The organism is Bacteroides sp. 1001136B_160425_E2, from assembly GCF_015559655.1.
GTDB lineage: Bacteria > Bacteroidota > Bacteroidia > Bacteroidales > Bacteroidaceae > Bacteroides > Bacteroides luhongzhouii.
On the sequence record NZ_JADMQH010000001.1, the window covers coordinates 379,906 to 400,879 of the forward strand.

The window sequence follows — 20,974 nt, forward strand, 5'->3', positions numbered from 1 at the left end:
ATAGAAAAAGGCTATCTCTCCCCTTTTATTCCGACCAAGGACCATAATCTATTATCTTGCAAATTGGATTATGTAGCAAAGGGAATTGATAGCCTATATTATACTTTCTGTAGGCTTATCAACTCCCAATTTGCAAGATTAAAAAATGTCCTTGGTCAAGACACTGCAAAGATGCTTATTCTTCTTGAAATAGCCAAATTTTGGCTCCTCTTTATATTTTAAGAATAAATGCTATATGGGTATTCAGAACAAAGATGGAGCGTTGTATTTCGCAACAGGCATAGATAATTCAGGACTATATTCCGGGCGTCAGGAAGCGATGGGAATCATTAAGGCAATGGCCAGTGAAATTACCGCTTTCGATGTATTCGGTGGGATCGGCATTAGTGCAGGTATCGCATTTGCCAGAGCTGCCAAAGGTGCATACGACTTTGAAAAACAATTTCAACAAAGCATGAAAGAAGTTGCTACTCTTTCAAATGGAATTAAAGGCAGCTTAACGGATTACATGAATCAAGTTATGGAGATAACTCGTACTATTCCCGTTGAAGCAAACGAAGCAGCCAAAGCTCTCTATCAGATCGTATCTGCCGGACATGATGGAGCCAACGGAATGAAAGTGTTGGAAGCATCCGCAAAAGCTGCTGTTGGTGGAGTAACCGATACTGCTACTGCAGCTGATGCTATTACTACAGTTCTAAATGCTTATAAATTGGATGCTTCTAAAGCCCAGGAAGTTTCGGACCAGTTATTTACCACCGTTCGATTAGGTAAGACTGATTTTGGTCAACTAGGCAAAAGTATAGCCCAAGCAGCACCTATTGCTGCATCATTTGGCATTGATATAAAAGAAGTCCTGGGCGCAGTAGCATCAATCACCAAACAAGGTGTTCCCACTTCGGAAGCAATGACGAAAATACGTGCTGCTATCTTAGGTACAGCCAACCAGTTGGGAGACGCTGCATTCAAAGGACGTACTTTCCAAGAAGCATTACAACTTATTTATGACAAAGCAGGTGGTTCATCAACCAAAATGAAAGAATTGTTGGGTACCGATGAAGCACTCCAAGCCGCTTTAATGCTTACTGGTGAAAAGGCCAAGGAAGCAGCTTCCGATCTAGACGAAGTTAATAATTCTGCCGGTGCAGCAGAAGCAGCCTTTAAAGAAATGGCTTCATCTGCCGAAAATCAAATGAAACTACTTGGCAATAATATAACAGCTACCCTTCGTCCCCTTGGAAAAGAGATTTTAAAAGAAGTATCTTCTATTGCTACTTCTTTTAACAAAGCCTTCGAAAATGGAGATGCACAAGAATCATTAAGAATATTGGGAACATTGATAGTGACACTTACTAGTGCTTTTATTGGCTATAAAGGTTCTATTATAGCTATAAATGCTGTTAAGAAAATACATATTTCATTGCTTGAAATGGAAAAATATGAAATGACATTGTACCAGAAAGCTGTTGAAGCCGGAACTGTATCTGAAAATGTCCTTACTGCTGCCCAAGTAAAACAGATGGCTACAAGGAAAGCAATGATTACAACAATTAAAATGCATACGGCTTCCCTATTAAAGAATACTGCAGCCATGTTGGCAAATCCCTATATTTTAGCAGCTGCAGCTGCTGCAACTCTCGGATATGCAATTTATAAGTATGCTACCCGTGCAACTGCTGCAGAGAAAGCACAATACCGATTCAATAAAACAGTAAAAGAAAGCCAACAAAGAGCAGAAGATTATAAGAATAAGATTCAAGGTCTTGTCTCTATAGCACGAAGCGATGCGGCTGCCACTACAGAAAGATATAAGGCTCTGCTTCAACTGCAACGTTTAATGAAGTCCGTTTTTAAAGATATGGACTTGAAGAAGTTGAAAGATATGGATGACTTAGAATTAACCAATAAAATAGCAGAAGCAGAAGCAAGAAGAAATGTTGTTATAGCTAAGACTAATTTAGTTATGGCAAAACAACGCTTACAAAAAATAGACAACCAAATCATCCTAACAAATAACAGAAATGGGTATACTGGTGCATTAAAAGAAGATAGAGAAGCTGTTGCTAAAGAAGTGGATTTGTTACAAGGTGAGGTTGACAGAGCAGTAAAGGTACATTCTATATCTATTAAGGCTCATGTACAATCCCAAAAAGAAGCCGCTACTCAAAATAAAGCCTTTTGGACCAAGCAAAAAGATGATGCAACGAAAGCACTAGATTCAATAGCTTCGGCTCAAAAGAAATTGATGGATGCTGGAAATTTCAAAGGGATTGATGCTACTGTCGTTACTGCCTACAAAGAAAACATCAAAAAGCTAAAAGAAGCAGAGAAAGAGTTAAAAGTTTATGATTCATTTTCCAAGCAAGATGATAAGGCACAAAAATTACGTGAAGAACAAGAAAAATATAAACTCCTGTTAGAGAAACAGAAGTTTGACCAGGAACGAATGAAAGAAGATTCAGCAAATGAACTTGAACAGATTGAAATCAATAAACTTAAAGAAAGCAGTGAAAAGGTTCTAAGGCAAAGAGCACTCAATCATCGGCTAGAATTACAGGCTATTAAGCGCGAAACCGAGGATAAGAAACGGAAAGTAATAGAAGATGCACGAGCTGCTTTTGAAATCAATCCTCAAAATAAAAAGAAGGTTTTTAATGCAGATGTTTTCATCAATTCAGAATCTACGAAAAAACTGTTTGCTTCATTCGATAATATAGCAAAAGAAGCTACAATCGCTACCAATACAAAGTTTGATCGCGGAGATGATTTATCTGACCTGTTGAATCAGTATCAGGATTATACAGACCAGCGTCTTGCGATTGAACGAAAATTTAATGAGGATATTGCAACGTTACAGGAACAGCGTAAACAAGCTACGAAGAATGGAGATACAAATCAGGTAGAACAGATAGACCGTTCCATTGCTCAAGCAACGAAAAATAAGGGAATGGAGTTAATGAAACTGGACTACGATAAGTTGAAAGAATCCCCAGAATATGTTCGCGCCTTCGAAAACTTGAAAGAAACTTCTTCCGAAACTCTTAATTCCCTTTTAACGCAATTAGAGAATGCAAAGAGTACAGCGGCACAAGTTCTATCTCCTGATCAACTTCGCGAATATACGAGTACAATTCAATCCATCATGGACGAATTGGATTCCCGTAATCCGTTTCAGTCATTATCTGATAAGAAGAAAGAACTAGCGGAAGCTGAAGAAGAGCTAGCCAATGCGCAAATCGAGTTAGAAAATGCTCGGATAAAAGCCGAGGCTGTGAAAGGAGGTGCTAAATTTGAGAATGGGATCAAATCCTCTAAATACAATCCGGAAACAGGTAAAATAGAATCGACTAAAGCCTATTTATCCGAAGCGCAGGCCTTGGAGCAAGTTAAAAAGAAAACTGAAAACTACAACGCAGCAAAAGATAAGGTTGTCAAGAAAGACAACCAAGTTAAAAAGGCAGAGAAAGAAGTCAGAGCACAGATATCAGAACTAGCGGACACAATAGATGAACTTGGAAAAACGATCGGTGGACCTGCTGGAGAAATTATCTCTTTGATTGGTAATATCGGAGCATTTACAATGACTGCTATGTCTGGCGTTGAATCAGCAGCAAATACATCAGCGAACGCTATTAGTACAGTTGAAAAAGCGTCTGTTATTCTTGCGATTATTGGCGCAGCAATGCAGGTAGCAATGAAAATCTTTGATTTGTTCGGCAAAGACGATACAACGGAGAAATACGAGAAAGCGAAAGAAACGTATGAGTCTTATATCAGTATTCTTGATAGAGTAATCGAAAAGCAACTGGAATTAGCTGAAACTCTTACAGGAGATAATGCCAATGCAGCCTATGAAAAAGCGCTTAAAATGGTAAAATTGCAAAGTGAAAATGCTAGGGTTTTAGGACAACAGTATCTAAATTCTGGTGCATCTGGAAAATCACACTCGAAGGGATATAGTGAAGTTGAAGATATGTCCTGGGAAGGTTGGAAACAAGCAGCGGACACACTAGGAATGTCTATTGATGATTTCAAAAAGAAAATGGGCGGACGTATGACCGGTCTATTTGATTTGACAGATGATCAACTTGCAAAGCTTCAGGAGAATGCAGGCATATTTTGGTCACAACTAGATTCCGATACACAAAAATTTGCCGATCAAATAGCAAATGGTGTCGCAAAGGTTGCGGAAGTATTAGAACAACAAATTGCTGATACGACTCTTATTGATTACAGTTCTCTCCGCTCTGACTTCCAAGACTTGCTTACTGATATGGACGCCGATAGTGCTGATTTTGCAGACAACTTCGAAGAATATATGAGAAATGCCATTCTTAATTCCATGCTTAAGGAGGATTATATGGACCGGTTGATTGAATGGAGGGAAAAGCTATATAATGCAATGGATGATGGTATGACCGAGGATGAATATAATGCATTGAAAGCCGAAGGCCAACAGATTGCCAATGAAATGAAAGCTAAACGAGATGCATTATCAGAAATATATGGTTTTGGCAAAGATGATGATGAAGAACGTGAGGCATCAAAGAAAGGATTTGCTTCTATGTCGCAAGACTCTGCAGATAAGCTAGACGGTAGTTTTGCTGTTATGATCTCTCATACATATTCAATTAATGAAGGTGTAAAGCATCTCCAGTCTAATTCGGATAAAATAGCGGAAAAACTCGCATATCTTTCAAATTTGGATAAATATATGGGAGAAATAATGAAATACAATGATATTGTTATCACTTATCTATCTGATATAAGCAGCCATACAGCACGGCTTGAAGCGATTGAAAAAGCCATAGAGTCTATAAAGCTGGGTATTGATACATTAAACACAAAAGGCATAATACTGAAGCGATGAAAGGACAATTACTAATAGATGAATTAGATATGTATACCAAACACGGTATTTCAATTATAAAGGGGAGCTACAATAATCTTGTTGCCTTCCCTACTTTGAAAGATCCGGAGAAAAACGACTGGCCGGAGGAAGACGGACAAGAATTTGATCTTTCTGTGGTTGCCCTCGACACAAGCGAAATTAGTATAGAATTTGGCTTTAGAGATGACTTGGGATTTGGTGGATTAATAGCGCTCCTTTCCGATATGGGATACCATAATTTCCGTTTTCCGATTCTTGGTAAAACATATCGTTTACGTTTGTTATCACAGAATAGCTATACAATTTATCCTAGACTTGAAATAGCGAAGATAGTTTTTGCAAACGATTTTCCTCATGAAGCAAATTATGAATATCAGGACCCTGTTAATTCTATCGCTATGCCAAAGGGTTATGAAATAGACAATAAAGATTTGTCCGATTATGGCGTAATAGTTCTTCCAGGTAGTAATGCCGAGATATTGAAAACTCCGGCAGTAAAAAAGAACCTATTGCAGAATTTCAAACGTCAAGATGGAGCAATCTATGACGGTGAAGTTGTGAAATTCCAAACCAAAGAAGTATCTCTCAAATGCCTGATGCGGACCGGGACGATTGAAGCGTTCTGGCGTAATCGCAATGCCCTACTCTATGATCTCACAAAACTGTCTGCTAAGGTCGATGATGAAGGATATGAGTATTCTGATGCTGAACGTATATTTTATTGTGATGAGTGGAGTGAAAGCTATCCTTGCTATTATAAGAGTTGCCAGACAAACAATTTTCTTCTTAATAATGGGGTATGGTGGGAATTTACCTTGAAACTTGTATTTACTAGTTTCCGGATTGGAGAAACAGATTTCCTGCTTGCATCCGAAGCAGGAGAATTTATCATAACAGAAGATGGAATATTTTATATTGACTTAAAAAATTATGCCAATTAAAAAGAAAAAAATCAGCGAATTAACGCTTGCTGATAGCATGGTAGGATTGTACACTATTGGCGTTAAAATGGTGAATGGCGTACAAACAAGTGTAAAAGTTAGTCTTGAATTCATAAAGAAAGCCTATGATGACGTAGTTGCAGCAACAAAGAAGGCCAATGACGCAGCAAAGGCGGCTGATGATTCCCGAACCCAAATAGAAGCGAATGAAGATACTCGACAACGCAATGAAGCTACTCGTATCGATGCTGAAAGAAATCGTTCAAATGAAGAACAAGCCCGGTCAGCTGCAGAATCAGTACGTATCATAAATGAGAATACCCGTAAAGCAGAGGAAGCAGCTCGTGCGACCGCTGAAGGGCAACGTGTATCTGCAGAACTTAGCCGCGTTGAAACAGAAAATAAACGAGTGTCAGATGAACAAGCACGTAAAAATAATGAAGATGCACGTAAGACCGCTGAAACAGGACGTTCTTCTGCAGAATCGGAACGTGTGAAGGAAGAAGACAAACGAAAAGCGGCTGAAACAACACGTTCTACAGCTGAAACAGATCGCGTAACAGCCGAAGATGAACGAAAAGAAGCCGAATCCACGAGAGAAACGAATGAAACTGCACGTGTGACAGCCGAAGATAATCGCGTTACTGTCGAATCTGAACGCGTATCTGCTGAAACAGACCGTAAATCAGCGGAGACAGCCCGAGTATCAGAAGAAAACAAAAGAAAGTCCGCTGAAACAGAACGTAAATCAGCGGAGACAGCCCGAGTATCCGAAGAAAATAAAAGAAAGCAAAATGAAGATACCCGCAAAGCTGCAGAAGATACTCGTTCCTCAAATGAGACTAGGCGTGTCTCTGCTGAAACAGAACGTGTAGAAGCCGAATCCCAACGTAAGTCAGAGTATAGCGGTATTATACAAGAAATGACATCTGCTACAGGTGATGCTACCGCACAACTAGAACTTGTAAAAAAAGCTACGAATGATGCAAATGCTGCCAAAAACGCATCAGTTGAACAGACTGCTCTTGCAAAGAAAGCTACTAATGACGCTAACGCAGCAATTATAAGTATTAATGCTGCCAAAGAAGAAACCCAACAAGCAACAGAAGAGGCTAACGCTGCCAAAGTTGCATCGGAAGCCCAAACAGCTTTAGCGAAAAAAGCTACTGATGATGCTAATACAGCCAAAAACGCATCAGTAGCGCAAACAGCTCTTGCTAAAGCTGCCACAGATAACGCAAATGCGGCAGCACAGGCCGCCAATAACGCAGTTTCTGGAGTTGATGCTAAAGTAAAAGCTGCAGTAGATGCACTTGTAGCTGGAGCACCGGAAGCCCTCGACACGCTTATTGAATTGGCTAATGCCCTTAATAATGATCCGAACTTCGCCGCTACCATGGCAACAGAGTTAGGGAAGAAAATCAACGTTTCCGATATTGTCAACAACCTAACAAGTGGTGGTACTGGCAAGGTCCTTTCTGCCGAACAAGGGAAGGTTTTGAAAGCAGCTTTGGATACACATAACCATGCAGGAATATACGAACCTGTATTCTCAAAAAATACAGCTTTCAATAAGAACTTTGGCACAACTTCCGGAACTGTTTGCCAAGGAAATGATAGTCGACTAAGTGACGCACGTACACCTAAAGCGCATACTCACAAAGTATCAGAGATTAGCGACTTTCCTACTTCCATGCCAGCAAGTGATGTTCCTGCATGGGCGAAGGCTGCAAGTAAACCATCCTATACAGCTTCCGAGGTTGGTGCGTCCCCATCGAATCATACTCATACAGGGGTCTATCAGCCAGTAGGAAGTTATGCAGCGAGTTCGCATAAACACGAAGCAACGGATATTACTCCGGATAGTACTCATCGCTTTGTTACTGATGCAGAAAAAAGCACTTGGAATGGTAAAGCTGCAGGTAATCATAACCACGATTCCGCATATCAACCTAAAGGTAGTTATGCAGCTTCATCACATAAGCATACAGCAACAGATATTACAGACGATTCTACACATCGTTTTGTCACAGATTCAGAAAAATCTACTTGGAATAGTAAAGCCGCCGGTAATCACAACCACGATTCAGCATACCAACCCAAGGGTAATTATGCATCAAGTTCTCATAATCATACAGCATCGGACATTAAAGAAGATGAAACGCATCGTTTTATGACGGATGAAGAACGTACAAAACTTAGTGGAATAGCCTCTGGAGCTAATAATTACTCTCATCCGGCTTCTCATCCAGCATCAATGATTGAAGAAAGTACTACAAGAAAATTTATGACTGATGCAGAGAAAACTTTACTAAGTTCTCTCGGAACTAATACTGCATTGAAAGATTTTTCAAATGTTTCAACAAAGAACTTCTCTCAAAATGGATATTATAAGCTACCGGACGGGCTAATGATTCAATGGGGGAAAAAAACTGGCGGTAGTTCATATCAGGGAACTATTACTTTACCACTTTCTTTCCATGATGATTATTATTCATTGGCGTGTAGTGCTATGAAAGGTAATTTAATTGATCTATCAAGTTGGGTTATTAATTATTTAGCTAAAACTAAATCTAGTTTTAACTATATATGTACTTATGCAGCGGAAGGAAACGGAACATCGAATGCGGAATTTCATTGGATTGCAATAGGACGTTGGAAATAAACTAAATATAATCATTATGAAGTATTGGAAACAAGGATTTTATGACGAACCGGTAAACGGTTCTATAGAAATTACAGAAGAGTATTATAGCCAATTATTAGCCGGACAATCTGCTGGATTACTCATAGTTGAAAGCAAAAAAGGATATCCGATCTTAGTTGTGCACGAGGCTACTATCGAAGAAATCAGGGCGCAAAAACTTGATGAATTACGATTGTTCGATTCATCTGAAGCAGTGAATCAATTCAGTATAAACGGAGTATTTGGATGGCTGAATAAGAATACTCGTGTAGGACTTATGAACTCAATTAGTATTGAAAGAGAAACTGGACGATCTGAAACAAGTATTTGGCTAGGTGATACGCAGTTTATTCTCTCTATCGAGAAGGCCATTAATATGCTGCAACAGATAGAGTTATATGCCCTTGCGTGCTATGACACAACACAAAGGCATATCAACGCTATCAATCAATTAGAAACAAAAGAAGAAATTGAAGCATACAACTTCAAAACTGGTTATCCCAGAAAGCTCAACTTTACCGGATAACCTATCGTATAATCGTAGTTTTCGATTTCCTCAATAGTCTGCAATGATCTGACTGCTGCGATGTGCGATTGTGTCACATTGTAGCAGTTGAGCGCATACAGTTCTAAGGCATTCAACATTGCTAAAGCGTCAGGTATAGGGATAACATACTTCACTGCATCATACCACAGGATTGTATGCGTTTTCCCTGCATTTTTCTCAATCGAAATTGAGTTAAATAATCCAACACGTGTGGATTTGTCTAACCACATACTTTCCCCTTCAATTTTAAAAGAATTGACATCGGTCGATTTGTCAAATATCTGTATTTCAGATATTTTCATTTTTCGCACTTCTTCGATGTCGTACTCATATTCTACCAAAACCGGGTATCCATTCTTACTTTCAACTATCAGTAAACCGTTAGACTGCCCATCTAATAGCTGATTGTAATGCTCATCCGTTATTTCTACTGAACCATCTACCGGTTCATCGTAGAATCCATTTTTCCAATACTTCATAATATTTGTTTTTTAATTATTTCCAACGCCCGATCGCAAACCAGTCCCATGATTCTTGTGATAATCCAGTAGTACCCCCACTTGCATAATTTCTATTCAAATAAAATCTACTAACTGTTTTATTTATTGCCAAAGGAGATGATGAATATACGGCGGAGTCACTACTAGGTTTATATACAGTTGCAAATATTTTATATTCAGTATTATAAAAAGATGTAGGCATAGTCACACTATACGAAGCTGTAGATGAACCTCCAACTCTGCCCCATTGTACAAGTAATCCATTATTGAATTTTGCATAACCGTTCAAGGATAGGTTTACGCTCATTGCATTCGATAGATCAGCTAAAGCATACGTAGTCCCGAGAGAACTTTGCAAGAAAATAATCATTAAAATAATTCTTAATTTTCTACTAAAACAGTTCATATTTATTTTTATGTAAAAAATGAATACTACTTCCAACATCCTATTGCAATCCAATGAAATTCCGCGTTAGACTGTCCGTTTCCTTCTGCTGCATAAGTACATATATAGTTGAAACTAGACTTGGTTTTCTTTAAATAATTAACAACCCAACTTGATAAGTCAATTGTATTACCTTTGATAGCACTACACGCCAATGAATAATAATCATTATAGAAAGAAAGTGGCAAAGTAATAGTTCCCTGATATGAACTACCGCTAGCTCTTTTTCCCCATTGAATCATTAGCCCGTCCGGCAACTTATAGTATCCATTTTGGGAGAATGTTTTTGTTGAAACATTGGAAAAATCTTTCAACGCACAATTTGTTCCGAGAGAACTTTGCCAAATTACAAGCAATAAAAGTAATACCAATTTTCTACTAAATCTATCCATAATCAAATTGATGTTATAATATTTCTATTTTCAACGACCTATAGCTATCCAGTCAAATGAACGAGTACTACTTCCTACGGTTATACTATTATCTGCAAGTAGAAACTTTCGCATGACATTTACATAAGATGCTGATTTATTATACGGTAAAGCAGTATATAATGTATGTTCATTAGATACTGTCTCCATCGTAGTCACAAATTGATAGGAGGCATCATGAAAAGAAATAGGGAACCATATAGTTGCACTTCCCGCTGATGAATTAGTTAAATGCCCCCATTGAATTAGTAGGCCATCTTCATATTTTCGATAACCGTTTTGTCCCAAATTTTGCTCTTTAATTTGCGCAGATTTTGTCCCGAGAGAACTTTGCCAAATAATTGCGGCAAAAATCAATACTATTTTTCTACTAAAACAATTCATAAGCAAATTGGTGTTATAATATTTTCTACTTCCATCTTCCTATTGCAATCCATCCGAACATCTCCCCAGCTTCAATTGTTGGACCTACCGAATAAACTTTGAAATAAGATACATTTTTCCCATTTATCATTTTTACAATAGAATTCATAACAGAAGAAATAGCAGTAGTTACTACAACATACGATGTATTGTAAAAACTGGTAGGAAAGTAAACTATTTGATTTACCCCAGTTCCTCCAGTCCCCCACTGAATTAACAACCCGTCTGGTAACTTATAATACCCATTCTGTCCGAGGTTCTTTGTTGAAACATTGGAAAAATCTTTCAACGCACAATTTGTTCCGAGAGAACTTAGGTGAATTAAACTACATTTTGAGTGATTTCTTTTAATATTTTCCATTTTGATTTATTTCGTGACAATGCTGTTGATGTTGTGTGTAATATATTATTTTATCAATGATTCGTCTATCATTTCCTTACTTTTATGCCTATTATTCAATACATTTCTATTTGACGTTTATATTTTAGGATATAATTCTAAGGACATGATAAGTTTATATAATGGTGATAAGGAAATAAAAATCGAAGTAAAGGATGAAAGCTACTCTTATGAAGCTATCATGGGAGAAGATACACTCACTTTGTATTTTTCTCATCCGGGGTATATTGAAATTCCGGTTGGCTCCTGGTGTGATTTCTACGGAAAACGGTATTCCCTCAAAAAAGACAGCAATTTCAAGAAGAACGGTGAACGTAATTTCGAATATACTCTGATTCTGGAAACTGGGGAGGCTGATGCTATGCTGTGGAAAGTACGTCATACCGTTGACAGAAGCATTAAATTCTCATATACAGCCAAGGCACATGAACACCTACGTCTACTCGTTGAGAACCTGAACCGTCGGAGTACCGGTTGGAAAGTCGGTGATTGCATTGAGGGAACGGAAAAAGTAATCAACTATAATCACACCTATATTCTTGATGCTTTCAATCAACTTGCAGAACTATATGAGACAGAATGGCAGATCACTGAAGAAACGGTTGAAGGAAAACAAATTAAGACTATCCATCTGCGTAAAGTTGAGTATAACAAAGAGAACCCTTTGAAACTGTCGTATGGTAAAGGCCACGGCTTCAAGGTCGGTGTTGGTAGGACTTCTGGGGATATACCACCCGAAATAATTTTGGTAGAAACTACAGATCGCAATATTGATTATTCTACATACGGATCTAAATACCTGTTACTTCCAAAGAATAAGACTCTTGTTTACGAAGGGAGAACGTATAAGACAGATGCGGATGGAACTTGTGTCATGCGTGCTGATAAAGAACTTACAACAGCAAAGGAAGATAGTCTGGACTGTACAGCTATTTATCCTTCCCGTGTTGGTACTGTTAGTTCTGTTATTGAAGTGAACAAGGAGAATAACTTCTTTGACTTTGTAGATAAAGACATTCCTGAAGAGTTGAATTTCGAAGATTGTCTCATAGCTGGAGAAAACATGACTGTTATCTTCCAAACCGGTATGCTCACCGGGAAAGAGTTCGAGGTGAAGTATATTCATGAAGAAAAGGATAAGAAAGCGGGACGTCGCTTTGAAATTGTCCCGCAGGAAATCGACGGCATTACTATGCCTGAACCGGAAGTCTGGCGACCGAAGGTTGGTGATACATACGCAGTGTTCGGAATGCAATTGCCGAAGGCTTATATCTGTAACGATAGCACACAAACGGGTGCGAGCTGGGAAGCTTTCAAGGAAGCAGCCAAGTACCTGTACGAGCATGAAGATAAGAAGTTCACATTTACCGGCACGCTCGATGGAATTTGGGCTAAAAAACGCTGGTTGGAGATAGGCGGAAAGATTGTGCTAGGTGGATATGTAAACTTCTCTGACACACAGTTTCATCCAGAAGGTTCTCTTATCCGGATGATCGGAATCAAACGCTATGTTAATAATCCATATTCTCCGGAAATAGAGTTGTCAAACGAACCAGTCAGTACATCTGTTTCAAGTGATCTGAATAAGATTGAGACGAACAAAGTAGAGGTAGATATCAAGCATAAGGACGCCCTGCAGTTTACTAAGCGTCGGTTCCGGGATGCAAAGGAAACGATGTCCATGCTTGAAGATGCACTGCTAAACTTCTCCGGCTCTGTCAATCCGATAACCGTTTCAACCATGCAACTGCTTGTAGGTGATGAAAGCCTGCAATTCCGTTTTGTCAATTCAAAAACGAATCCAGTTCAGGTATCTCACAATATTACTTATAATGCCAGCACAAGAATACTGAACGCTCCGGCAGGAATCCTTCAGCATTTAACACTCGGCATTAGTTCTCTTTCTTCTTCACATAAGGCAGACGAATATAAGTACTGGGATATGGCTGAATACAATTCTCCGGCACTCATTTCCCCGAACAAGAAGTATTATCTATATGCTAAAGTTGGCAAGGAGAATCAAGCCGGAACATTCCTCTTGAGTGAAACAGCTATTAAAATGGAACAGATAGCTGGATATTATCATTTACTCACCGGAGTGCTTAACAGCGAGTATGAAGGTAGTAGAAGTTTTGTTCAGCTATACGGATTTACTGAAATTCTGCCGGGCCGCGTAACAACAGAACGGATTATTTCGCCGGACGGAAAGACGTACTTCGATTTGGTAAAAGGGGAAATAGGCGGAAATATTCAAATTAAAGCCGGTTCCTCCGGATTAGAAAATCTATCTGAATGGGAAGATGCTCATCAGGAAATAAAGGATGCAGTTAAAGCGGCCAAGGATGCTGCTGATTCAGTGGAAGGACTTCATAATTATGTAGATGGAGCCTTCGCTGACGGAATTATAGACGAAGCAGAAGCAAAAGCTATTGAGAAGTATATCAATACTGTCAACAATACCAAACAGGCTATCGAAGCAACTTATAATAAACTCTACACGAATGTTTATTTATCCGGCTCTGCAAAAGTTGGTTTGCTCAATGCTAAGGTTACATTGATGGGAAGTATTGAGAACCTTATAAATGCTATCAATACAGCCATCGCTGACGGACAGACCACTGTAGAGGAAAAAAGAGATGTAGATAATAAGTTTACTCTGTTTAATTCAGCCTTAGCGACTTTCAATACAGCTGTTGAGGAAGCTAATAAGGCAATACAGGATAAACTAAAGGAATATTCCGATGAGGCACTGAAACAAGCGATACAAGCTTTAGAGGACGCTGCAGATGCTGCTAAAGCTGCACAAGAAGCTGCCGATTCAGTTGAAGGATTGCATAATTATGTAGATGGCGCATTTGCGGACGGCATTATAGACGAGGCGGAAGCTAAAGCTATTGAGAAATACTTAAATATAGTCAGAAATACGAAATCTGCTGTTGAAGCTACATATAGCAAACTATATGTGAACGCTTATCTGGAAGGCTCTGCTAAAACAGATTTACTTAATGCTAAGGTATCCATATCCGGTGCTATTGATAATCTTATAGCTGCAATCAATATAGCTATTGCAGACGGTCAAACAACTGTTGAGGAAAAAAAGAATGTAGATGATAAGTTCGCTTTATTCAACTCTGCTTTAGCTAGTTTCAATACAGCCGTTGAAGGAGCAAACAAAGCCATACAAGACAAACTGAAAAGCTATTCCGATGAGTGTACAGCCGATTTGAAAGTACTCAATACTCAAATCTCTGCACAAGTTACGCGGGTCGATAGCTTAACGCAAAGGATAGATACTGCCGGTTGGATTACTACAGCTGACGGTAATAAGATATATGCTTCTAAAGAACTGGAAAACGGTAATACGCTTATATCTTATATCAACCAGGCGGCCGGAGAGACTACGATTCACTCATCTAAAATTAATTTGGAAGGTGCTGTTACAATCACCGCACTGCATAGTGATCTGCAGACAATGATTAACTCCAAGATTGATCGAGACGGATTGGGTAAATTGGCATTTGAGGATGCAGTTGAATATGCAAAACTTGGTACTACCATTGTTGTAGGTGGATATTTGAATACTGATTTGATAAAGGTTCGCAGGATAGACGCTGATTCCGGGTTCATAGGTGGTTTTACTATCGAAAATGGACGTCTTGTATGGACGCGTTCAGGATATTTTGGAGGAACATCACGAAGTCTAAAACTAGGCTCTGGAACATCAAAAGAAGGAGTTGTCAATGTCACTTTCAATGCAGAAACAGATGGACGTTTTGGGGTTGCTGCTATTGGTTCTAATTTTGGTGGAGCTTGTATTTATGCCTCCAGAAATCTAAATGCATCAGACAGAAGCTATCCACTAGCAAATACAACGTATGCAGGCTTCTTTGATGGAGGTGTTTATGTGAAAGGAACATTATCAAGTGAACTATGCCTGGCTGATAATTTCGGCTGTATTACATCTAGGGATGGAAATGGTGGAATTAACTATTACCAAGGTATTGATTTCGATTTTGGTAGTAATATGAAATTCAGAAAAGGGTTATTGGTATCAATCGCTTAATATGTTATATTATGAAATTAAATTTAAACAAAACATTAGTTGACTTTAAAGGAAAAGAAGCCATTAAAGTAGTCAATGGTAAGGAACAAAAACAGTTTCTACGTGATATGGTTTCGGAAGCACTTTATGCTGCCGGTATGAATCCTCAATTAGGCATGGATATGGCAAAAAAACTACGTGCCTATAATATGTTACAACAGATTATCAATAATAGAGGAATACTTGAGGTTACAACTGAAGATGCTGCTCTATTAAAAGAGATTTGTGCGGATGTATTTACCGCTGGTGCTTTCGGGCAAATTAACGAATTAATAGAAGGAGGAAACAAAGAATGAACATCACAGCAACAAACAGTACCGCTACAACAAAGGTTACAGACACTATCAGAGTTAAATACAGAATGTCAACTCGTGGTACCGAAGCGGTGAAAGATATTACTGCCGAGATTATCAAAGATGAAACGACTGTCGGCTTCTTCAATACTTCGCGAAATGGAGTAACCGGCTTCTCGCTACATGAGGATCATGGGCTAACCTCTGGCGAAGTGAAACAAGTATTTCAGACTGCTATTGATGATTGTAGCGAGATATTGAAATGAAGTATTAATATTTTAGATATATGATTATGGATTATTTCAAAAACTTACTTATTGGATTGATTACTGGCATAGCTGCTTATCTTAATCCTATCTCTGGGGAGATCAAAAGTCTTATTGCTGTATTTGCCCTAAATTTCATCTGTGGACTACTTACTGCACTCCTTATCAATCATGAGAGTTTTTCTTTTAAAAAGGCTTGGAGGTGCATTGTAGAAGCAACCATTTTCTTTGTCTTGGTCAGCTGTATCTACTTTATTGGTGAACACAAAGGAAATCCGGAAGGTGCGCTACAATGTGTTTCATTTATTACGTATAGCGTTTTCTATTTCTACGGGGTAAATATTCTAAGGAATATCAAAGAAATTCTACCCAACTCTAGTAATGGCTATAAGGTAGTAGCTTTCTTGCACTATGTATTAAGTGTCGAGTTTATAAAGAATATCCCTTACTTAACGAACTACTTACAAAAAGGAGGTGCAAAATGATTGAAGTTTTGGAGTTTATTTTTCAAGATTCTTGGCATTGGCTAGGAACAGCCATTTTGATAGCTATCATTTTTCGTGTCAATTTGGTAAAGATTGGTCCAATAACAAAGAATAAGGAGGAGAAGAAATGAAGAAAATTGATGCAATTATCATCCATTGTTCGGCAACACGTGCCGGACAGGATTTGCGGGCGAAGGACATTGACCGGATGCACCGGGCCAGGGGATTCAATCAGATCGGTTATAACTTCATTGTTGACCTTGACGGAATGGTTGAGAATGGGCGACCGTTAAGCATTGACGGAGCGCATTGTAATACCAAAGGATTTTCAAAGTCTTCGTATAATAAGCATAGTGTTGGCATCTGTTATATCGGAGGCTTGGACGCATCTGGAAAACCTGCAGATACACGTACTCCAGCTCAAAGGACAGCACTACGCGAATTGGTCGCAAAGCTTTGTAAGGAATATCCTATAATTGAAGTACTCGGACACCGTGATACTTCGCCGGATCTGGACGGCAGTGGTGAAGTAGAGCCGGCAGAATATATCAAGGCTTGTCCCTGCTTCGATGTCAGGAGTGAATTTTCTAATTTTCTTCGTAATACAGTGATCCGGCCATGAAAGCGCTAATCTATATAACCATATTCCTGATGTTGGGAATATGGTTTACCTCCTGCAAGACTTCCCGGAATATGGAAACTCAAAAGCAGGTAGACTATTCCGGTGAATTGAGTCGTATTCAAAGTATAATTGAATCACTACGGCTGGATGTGAATAAGCAGACGAAAATTACTACTGACAAATTGAGTGATCTGAAAATTGAGAATAAAACTGTTTATTTGTCGCTTCCGGATTCGACCGGAAAACAGTATCCAGTCAAAGAAAGTACTACCACCGCTTCCAAACAGGAGCAAGAACGAACAGAAGCTGATGAAATATTATCTATTGCCTTGCAACAGTTCTCTAATAGATTGGGTTCATTGGGAAACAAGATAGATGCTGTACTGAATCAAAAAGAGAAGATAACCGAAATATCTTGGTGGGATCTACATAGAGATAAGGTATATATAAGCACCATTATTATAATCATTGTCAGTTGGCTTGTATATAGAATAAGAAAGAAATAACTTTTAAACCCACAAAAAAATCAACGCATCTATTTACGAAAGCCATAGCATTTTCTTCAGCATTTGATTTGCACCATTGACTAAGGGATCCCTTCTATTTGAAAACATTATTTCATTCAAACTCTCTCTGGCGTATCTTTAAATTACACTAATGATAAAATTACATTTATACTAGAATAATCATTTCATCTCACAAAGGAATATACAAAAATGAGCAGATTGAAGTATTTATCATTAATTCTCATTTATAAAATGTAATGAATTATCTCACTATTTTTTTAATCAAATTATTTTAGTTGAAATAAAAGAATCTCAAAATGTATTGTTTAGTCTAATATAAGTATTATATTTGTCCAAAATCTTGTATATGGGTATAAAAAAGGGCACATATAAATTTAAAAAATTTCTAAAAAATAGAGCTAAATCTTTCGCTAAAAGAAAATCTCATTTTAATGATAGAAAATGCATGAGGTTGATTTCTAAAGCTAAAGGCTTATCTTATATACATAGACCTGGACGTGCATACAAAAAATGCATTCGGAAAAAAGAATATAAAATTTCAATTCCTCAAAATTTCCAATTGTTTGAGAATCGAAGTGAGGTTATTCCTTTTTTATCTGATTTGCTTGAATACAGACTTAATCATCGTGTAAAAACTATTAATTTGGAATTACAGGATATAAAATTTATAGATTCTGGTGCTATTTGTATGTTACTTTGTGTCGTAAATCATTTAGCACTTTATCAAATTAGAGTACAAGGTGATGTGCCATTAGATGAAAAATGTAAAAAAGTATTTATCGAATCAGGATTTTTAAATTATATGAAAAACGAGGATGGGCTACCTTACCAAATAAATTCTCCCAATTTGATTGTAAAAGCTGGGAAAAATACAACTGGTAATAAAAATATATCTATGGCCATAAAGAAGTCTATGGAGTTTCTACTATCCACACCTCGTAGATACCAACCTGCATATACTGTTGCTATGGAGATCTGTTCAAACTCAGTTGAACATGCTTATACTTCTCATGCAAAAAATTGGTTATTAAGTGTTCATCAAAATGATAATAATACTGTCACTTTCACAATGACAGATACTGGTCAAGGAATTCTTAAAACCTTAAAGAAAAAGTTTAAAAGAGAAATCGAAAAGGTTATTCTTAATAAGAATGATTGTGATATTGTATTTAGTGCTTTTCAAAGAAAATACGGTTCTTCCACGGAAGAAATAAACAGAAATAGAGGATTGCCTTGCATTTTGGATAAGTTTAATAATGGATATATTAGTAAATTAAAGGTTATTACAAATAACGTATATTTAGATTTTGAAAATCAAACAAATAATAAAATATTGAACAAACCTTTTCCAGGCGTGTTATTTTCTTGGGTTGTTAACATTGATTGTATTAACAAATTCGATAATTTAAATTAACAAATATATGACAATAAGTATTTTATCTGATTTTAATGAATCACCAGGGCCAAGATACTGTAAACAGGGCAAAGCTTCTGGAGAAGAATTCTATCACAAAATTCTAAATTCTAAATTTGCTGATGCAATAAAAAGCAAGCAAAAGCTTCAATTGAATTTGGATGGTACTGATGGGTATATGTCATCTTTTTGGGATGAAGCTATCGGAAATCTAGTTTTTGACTTTTCAAGTCAAAAAGTAAATGAATATTTGGAAATTATATCTAAGGAGGAGCCTGTTTGGAAAGAACTAATTTTTAAGAGTATTATTCCTGAATGGGAAGAACGAAGGATAAAGAATGATACTCCCCAAAAAACATCGCAAAATGACCATAAAGCCTGGTTTAGATTAGTAAATGGACAACTTGAGCAAAAAATATGGATTTCATCGTCTGTTGTATAATGTCATCGGTTAATTGGGCTGATTGGGTATCAATCATTGTTGATATAATAACAGGTTGTGTAATAGCCTGGATATTAGCTGCTGTTGTACCTAAAAAAATGAATGATGATAGAGCATTAAAAGATTTTTATATAAATGAATTAAAAACTATTAAAGATGAATATAATGATTTATGTAAGGTGATAGCCTTAGGGAAAAGTAATTCCATAATGATAAAAGAGACTTTTAAACAATTGAGTATGAAATTATCTGATATTGAACGTAGTATAAACAAACAACTAAGAACTGATGTTAATGTAAATACCTTTCTTACAAGGACACAAACTCTAGTAACTGGCACTGAAGAGATTAACAATCAATACGATTCCGACAATATTGTATTTTCACCATCAACAAGAAACCGGATATTTGAATGCCAAGATATATTTAACAAGAATATGATTTCAGCTATTTCTTCTGCCAATAGTGCAAATAGGAGATAACGATTTAAATAATTAGGCGGTTACTTCATTAGCAACCGCTTAATCTCATTTTCTAGTTCTTTTTTTCATACCCTAGATATTTTTTATAAACAAGGAAACGCAGAGTTTGCTCACCACAGATACTCGTTTTTAATTATAAATAGTTTTTTCCCAATCATCTAGTACTGTTACATCCCACTTAGGAAGATCCAGGTTAATATAGGTAACAGATTTACCATATACAGAGAAACTCTTCCCGAGAAACTCGCTAATAGCCTCATCTTCTCCTTTCTGCAGGCAGATATTCATAAAGATATGCATTTCATCCCAGTTGGTAGGTCCGATGAATAGAGATTCAATGAGCCTACCTTTAACAGGTACACCGATAACTTGCTCTTTTATCCTATCAACTAATGATACTGCTTCTTCAAATGTCATACTTGTAATTTTAGAGCAAAGATATAAAAAATAGATGCCCTCTCCCCTATCATATAAAAGCTATTTCAATCTGTGGAATTTCAGTATTACAAATTTCAATTCTATTAAGAAAGATATTTTCGTAATTCTTCGATTGCCTGTGATGCACTTCGAACTACCACATACTTATTACGACATGATTCCGCTTGTTTTTGAAACTCTTTCTGTTCTTCTGACTGTTTCCCTACCCTCGTTTTAAACTCTATGCAGAGAGAAGCAAAACCTTTTTTGGGAATAAGTACGATCACATCAGAAACACCAGGCTTTACTCCTTGACGTTTCAGGTTAGCAGCTTCACGTATATGACGGCTTCCACCGTTCGGAACGGCAAATATAAGTTTGTCAGGTATATTAGGGAAATATAGAGGAATAAGTTTAAAAAACTCTGTTTGTATGCAAGCTTCCTCATTATTATGTACTTCTTTTGAACGTGGAGGATTACGCTGATCTGCATAGCAATTATAACACATAAAGTCGGTACCAGTTTTAATAACCGATACCGTTTCTCTTCCACATAAAATGCACTTTTCTTTAGTCATTATTCAAAATAAGCTAAATTGTATTGGTCTTCTACCTACTACTGCTATCGTTCTCTCATGAATTGGGCACTGCGAAGCATAG

General features: G+C 37.4%; 20 protein-coding genes. 13 read left to right on the forward strand and 7 right to left on the reverse strand.

Annotation, left to right across the window (positions count from 1 at the left end):
• The first annotated feature begins 235 nt into the window (after nucleotides 1-235).
• From I2I04_RS01410 to I2I04_RS01425, 4 genes are read left to right on the forward strand one after another with little or no spacing between them, the layout of a single operon-like run.
• Nucleotides 236-4,870 (forward strand): phage tail tape measure protein, encoded by a 4,635-nt coding sequence (locus I2I04_RS01410; protein ID WP_195654097.1) that lies wholly within the window; start codon nucleotides 236-238, stop codon nucleotides 4,868-4,870.
• The gene (locus tag I2I04_RS01415) at nucleotides 4,867-5,832 is read left to right on the forward strand and encodes a hypothetical protein (protein ID WP_008998670.1); all 966 of its coding nucleotides are present in this window, start codon (nucleotides 4,867-4,869) and stop codon (nucleotides 5,830-5,832) included. Before I2I04_RS01410 ends, I2I04_RS01415 begins: the two co-directional genes overlap by 4 nt.
• A gap of 37 nt (nucleotides 5,833-5,869) precedes the next feature.
• Nucleotides 5,870-8,497, forward strand: a complete 2,628-nt coding sequence (locus I2I04_RS01420) for a gp53-like domain-containing protein (protein WP_229126898.1) — start codon at nucleotides 5,870-5,872, stop codon at nucleotides 8,495-8,497.
• Nucleotides 8,498-8,513: 16 nt separating this feature from the next.
• Nucleotides 8,514-9,044: a DUF4376 domain-containing protein gene (locus tag I2I04_RS01425; protein ID WP_195654098.1), complete on the forward strand. Its 531-nt coding sequence runs from the start codon at nucleotides 8,514-8,516 to the stop codon at nucleotides 9,042-9,044.
• Here I2I04_RS01425 and I2I04_RS01430 read toward each other — a convergent pair.
• From I2I04_RS01430 to I2I04_RS01450, 5 genes are read right to left on the reverse strand one after another with little or no spacing between them, the layout of a single operon-like run.
• Nucleotides 9,014-9,544 carry a DUF4376 domain-containing protein gene (locus I2I04_RS01430; RefSeq protein ID WP_195654099.1) on the reverse strand — a complete coding sequence of 177 codons (531 nt, stop codon included), beginning with the start codon at nucleotides 9,542-9,544 and terminating at the stop codon, nucleotides 9,014-9,016. The genes I2I04_RS01425 and I2I04_RS01430 overlap by 31 nt on opposite strands.
• Before the next feature lie 16 nt (nucleotides 9,545-9,560).
• Nucleotides 9,561-9,971: a gp53-like domain-containing protein gene (locus I2I04_RS01435; RefSeq protein ID WP_229126899.1), complete on the reverse strand. Its 411-nt coding sequence runs from the start codon at nucleotides 9,969-9,971 to the stop codon at nucleotides 9,561-9,563.
• Between the two features lie 26 nt (nucleotides 9,972-9,997).
• Nucleotides 9,998-10,402, reverse strand: coding sequence for a gp53-like domain-containing protein (locus tag I2I04_RS01440; RefSeq protein WP_195654100.1), 405 nt, complete (start codon nucleotides 10,400-10,402; stop codon nucleotides 9,998-10,000).
• 30 nt (nucleotides 10,403-10,432) lie between these two features.
• Complete coding sequence (locus tag I2I04_RS01445) at nucleotides 10,433-10,825, reverse strand: gp53-like domain-containing protein (RefSeq protein ID WP_147338757.1); 393 nt, start codon at nucleotides 10,823-10,825, stop codon at nucleotides 10,433-10,435.
• Nucleotides 10,826-10,850: 25 nt separating this feature from the next.
• Complete coding sequence (locus I2I04_RS01450; protein WP_195654101.1) at nucleotides 10,851-11,225, reverse strand: gp53-like domain-containing protein; 375 nt, start codon at nucleotides 11,223-11,225, stop codon at nucleotides 10,851-10,853.
• 145 nt (nucleotides 11,226-11,370) lie between these two features.
• Here I2I04_RS01450 and I2I04_RS01455 point away from each other — a divergent pair, with 145 nt between their 5' ends.
• From I2I04_RS01455 to I2I04_RS01495, 9 genes are all read left to right on the forward strand, one after another.
• A complete protein-coding gene (locus I2I04_RS01455) occupies nucleotides 11,371-15,327 on the forward strand; it encodes a hypothetical protein (RefSeq protein WP_195654102.1) in 3,957 nt (1,318 codons plus the stop codon).
• Nucleotides 15,328-15,338: 11 nt separating this feature from the next.
• A complete protein-coding gene (locus tag I2I04_RS01460; RefSeq protein ID WP_195654103.1) occupies nucleotides 15,339-15,662 on the forward strand; it encodes a hypothetical protein in 324 nt (107 codons plus the stop codon).
• Entirely contained in the window at nucleotides 15,659-15,925 is a 267-nt protein-coding gene (locus I2I04_RS01465) for a hypothetical protein (RefSeq protein ID WP_195654104.1), read from the forward strand. The genes I2I04_RS01460 and I2I04_RS01465 overlap by 4 nt, the downstream gene beginning before the upstream one ends.
• A 20-nt stretch (nucleotides 15,926-15,945) precedes the next feature.
• Nucleotides 15,946-16,410: a phage holin family protein gene (locus I2I04_RS01470; protein WP_070751215.1), complete on the forward strand. Its 465-nt coding sequence runs from the start codon at nucleotides 15,946-15,948 to the stop codon at nucleotides 16,408-16,410.
• A gap of 127 nt (nucleotides 16,411-16,537) precedes the next feature.
• Nucleotides 16,538-17,032, forward strand: coding sequence for an N-acetylmuramoyl-L-alanine amidase (locus I2I04_RS01475; protein ID WP_195654105.1), 495 nt, complete (start codon nucleotides 16,538-16,540; stop codon nucleotides 17,030-17,032).
• The gene (locus I2I04_RS01480; protein ID WP_117611181.1) at nucleotides 17,029-17,538 is read left to right on the forward strand and encodes a histidine kinase; all 510 of its coding nucleotides are present in this window, start codon (nucleotides 17,029-17,031) and stop codon (nucleotides 17,536-17,538) included. The genes I2I04_RS01475 and I2I04_RS01480 overlap by 4 nt, the downstream gene beginning before the upstream one ends.
• A gap of 367 nt (nucleotides 17,539-17,905) precedes the next feature.
• The gene (locus I2I04_RS01485) at nucleotides 17,906-18,973 is read left to right on the forward strand and encodes an ATP-binding protein (protein WP_147337309.1); all 1,068 of its coding nucleotides are present in this window, start codon (nucleotides 17,906-17,908) and stop codon (nucleotides 18,971-18,973) included.
• Nucleotides 18,974-18,980: 7 nt separating this feature from the next.
• On the forward strand, nucleotides 18,981-19,415 hold the full coding sequence (locus tag I2I04_RS01490) for an STAS-like domain-containing protein (RefSeq protein WP_195654106.1): 435 nt from the start codon (nucleotides 18,981-18,983) through the stop codon (nucleotides 19,413-19,415).
• Entirely contained in the window at nucleotides 19,391-19,897 is a 507-nt protein-coding gene (locus I2I04_RS01495; protein ID WP_195654107.1) for a hypothetical protein, read from the forward strand. The genes I2I04_RS01490 and I2I04_RS01495 overlap by 25 nt, the downstream gene beginning before the upstream one ends.
• A gap of 129 nt (nucleotides 19,898-20,026) precedes the next feature.
• Here I2I04_RS01495 and I2I04_RS01500 read toward each other — a convergent pair whose 3' ends face one another.
• Entirely contained in the window at nucleotides 20,027-20,314 is a 288-nt protein-coding gene (locus tag I2I04_RS01500; protein WP_117611177.1) for a hypothetical protein, read from the reverse strand.
• Nucleotides 20,315-20,418: 104 nt separating this feature from the next.
• Nucleotides 20,419-20,823 carry a VRR-NUC domain-containing protein gene (locus tag I2I04_RS01505; protein ID WP_117611193.1) on the reverse strand — a complete coding sequence of 135 codons (405 nt, stop codon included), beginning with the start codon at nucleotides 20,821-20,823 and terminating at the stop codon, nucleotides 20,419-20,421.
• Nucleotides 20,824-20,974: the final 151 nt, after the last annotated feature.

Coding starts and splice junctions, on each gene's coding strand:
- I2I04_RS01410 (WP_195654097.1), top strand. CDS start 236: ATGGGTATTCAGAACAAAGATGGAGCGTTGTATTTCGCAACAGGCATA.
- I2I04_RS01415 (WP_008998670.1), top strand. CDS start 4,867: ATGAAAGGACAATTACTAATAGATGAATTAGATATGTATACCAAACAC.
- I2I04_RS01420 (WP_229126898.1), top strand. CDS start 5,870: ATGGTAGGATTGTACACTATTGGCGTTAAAATGGTGAATGGCGTACAA.
- I2I04_RS01425 (WP_195654098.1), top strand. CDS start 8,514: ATGAAGTATTGGAAACAAGGATTTTATGACGAACCGGTAAACGGTTCT.
- I2I04_RS01430 (WP_195654099.1), bottom strand. CDS start 9,544: ATGAAGTATTGGAAAAATGGATTCTACGATGAACCGGTAGATGGTTCA.
- I2I04_RS01435 (WP_229126899.1), bottom strand. CDS start 9,971: ATGAACTGTTTTAGTAGAAAATTAAGAATTATTTTAATGATTATTTTC.
- I2I04_RS01440 (WP_195654100.1), bottom strand. CDS start 10,402: ATGGATAGATTTAGTAGAAAATTGGTATTACTTTTATTGCTTGTAATT.
- I2I04_RS01445 (WP_147338757.1), bottom strand. CDS start 10,825: ATGAATTGTTTTAGTAGAAAAATAGTATTGATTTTTGCCGCAATTATT.
- I2I04_RS01450 (WP_195654101.1), bottom strand. CDS start 11,225: ATGGAAAATATTAAAAGAAATCACTCAAAATGTAGTTTAATTCACCTA.
- I2I04_RS01455 (WP_195654102.1), top strand. CDS start 11,371: ATGATAAGTTTATATAATGGTGATAAGGAAATAAAAATCGAAGTAAAG.
- I2I04_RS01460 (WP_195654103.1), top strand. CDS start 15,339: ATGAAATTAAATTTAAACAAAACATTAGTTGACTTTAAAGGAAAAGAA.
- I2I04_RS01465 (WP_195654104.1), top strand. CDS start 15,659: ATGAACATCACAGCAACAAACAGTACCGCTACAACAAAGGTTACAGAC.
- I2I04_RS01470 (WP_070751215.1), top strand. CDS start 15,946: ATGATTATGGATTATTTCAAAAACTTACTTATTGGATTGATTACTGGC.
- I2I04_RS01475 (WP_195654105.1), top strand. CDS start 16,538: ATGAAGAAAATTGATGCAATTATCATCCATTGTTCGGCAACACGTGCC.
- I2I04_RS01480 (WP_117611181.1), top strand. CDS start 17,029: ATGAAAGCGCTAATCTATATAACCATATTCCTGATGTTGGGAATATGG.
- I2I04_RS01485 (WP_147337309.1), top strand. CDS start 17,906: ATGGGTATAAAAAAGGGCACATATAAATTTAAAAAATTTCTAAAAAAT.
- I2I04_RS01490 (WP_195654106.1), top strand. CDS start 18,981: ATGACAATAAGTATTTTATCTGATTTTAATGAATCACCAGGGCCAAGA.
- I2I04_RS01495 (WP_195654107.1), top strand. CDS start 19,391: ATGGATTTCATCGTCTGTTGTATAATGTCATCGGTTAATTGGGCTGAT.
- I2I04_RS01500 (WP_117611177.1), bottom strand. CDS start 20,314: ATGACATTTGAAGAAGCAGTATCATTAGTTGATAGGATAAAAGAGCAA.
- I2I04_RS01505 (WP_117611193.1), bottom strand. CDS start 20,823: ATGTGTTATAATTGCTATGCAGATCAGCGTAATCCTCCACGTTCAAAA.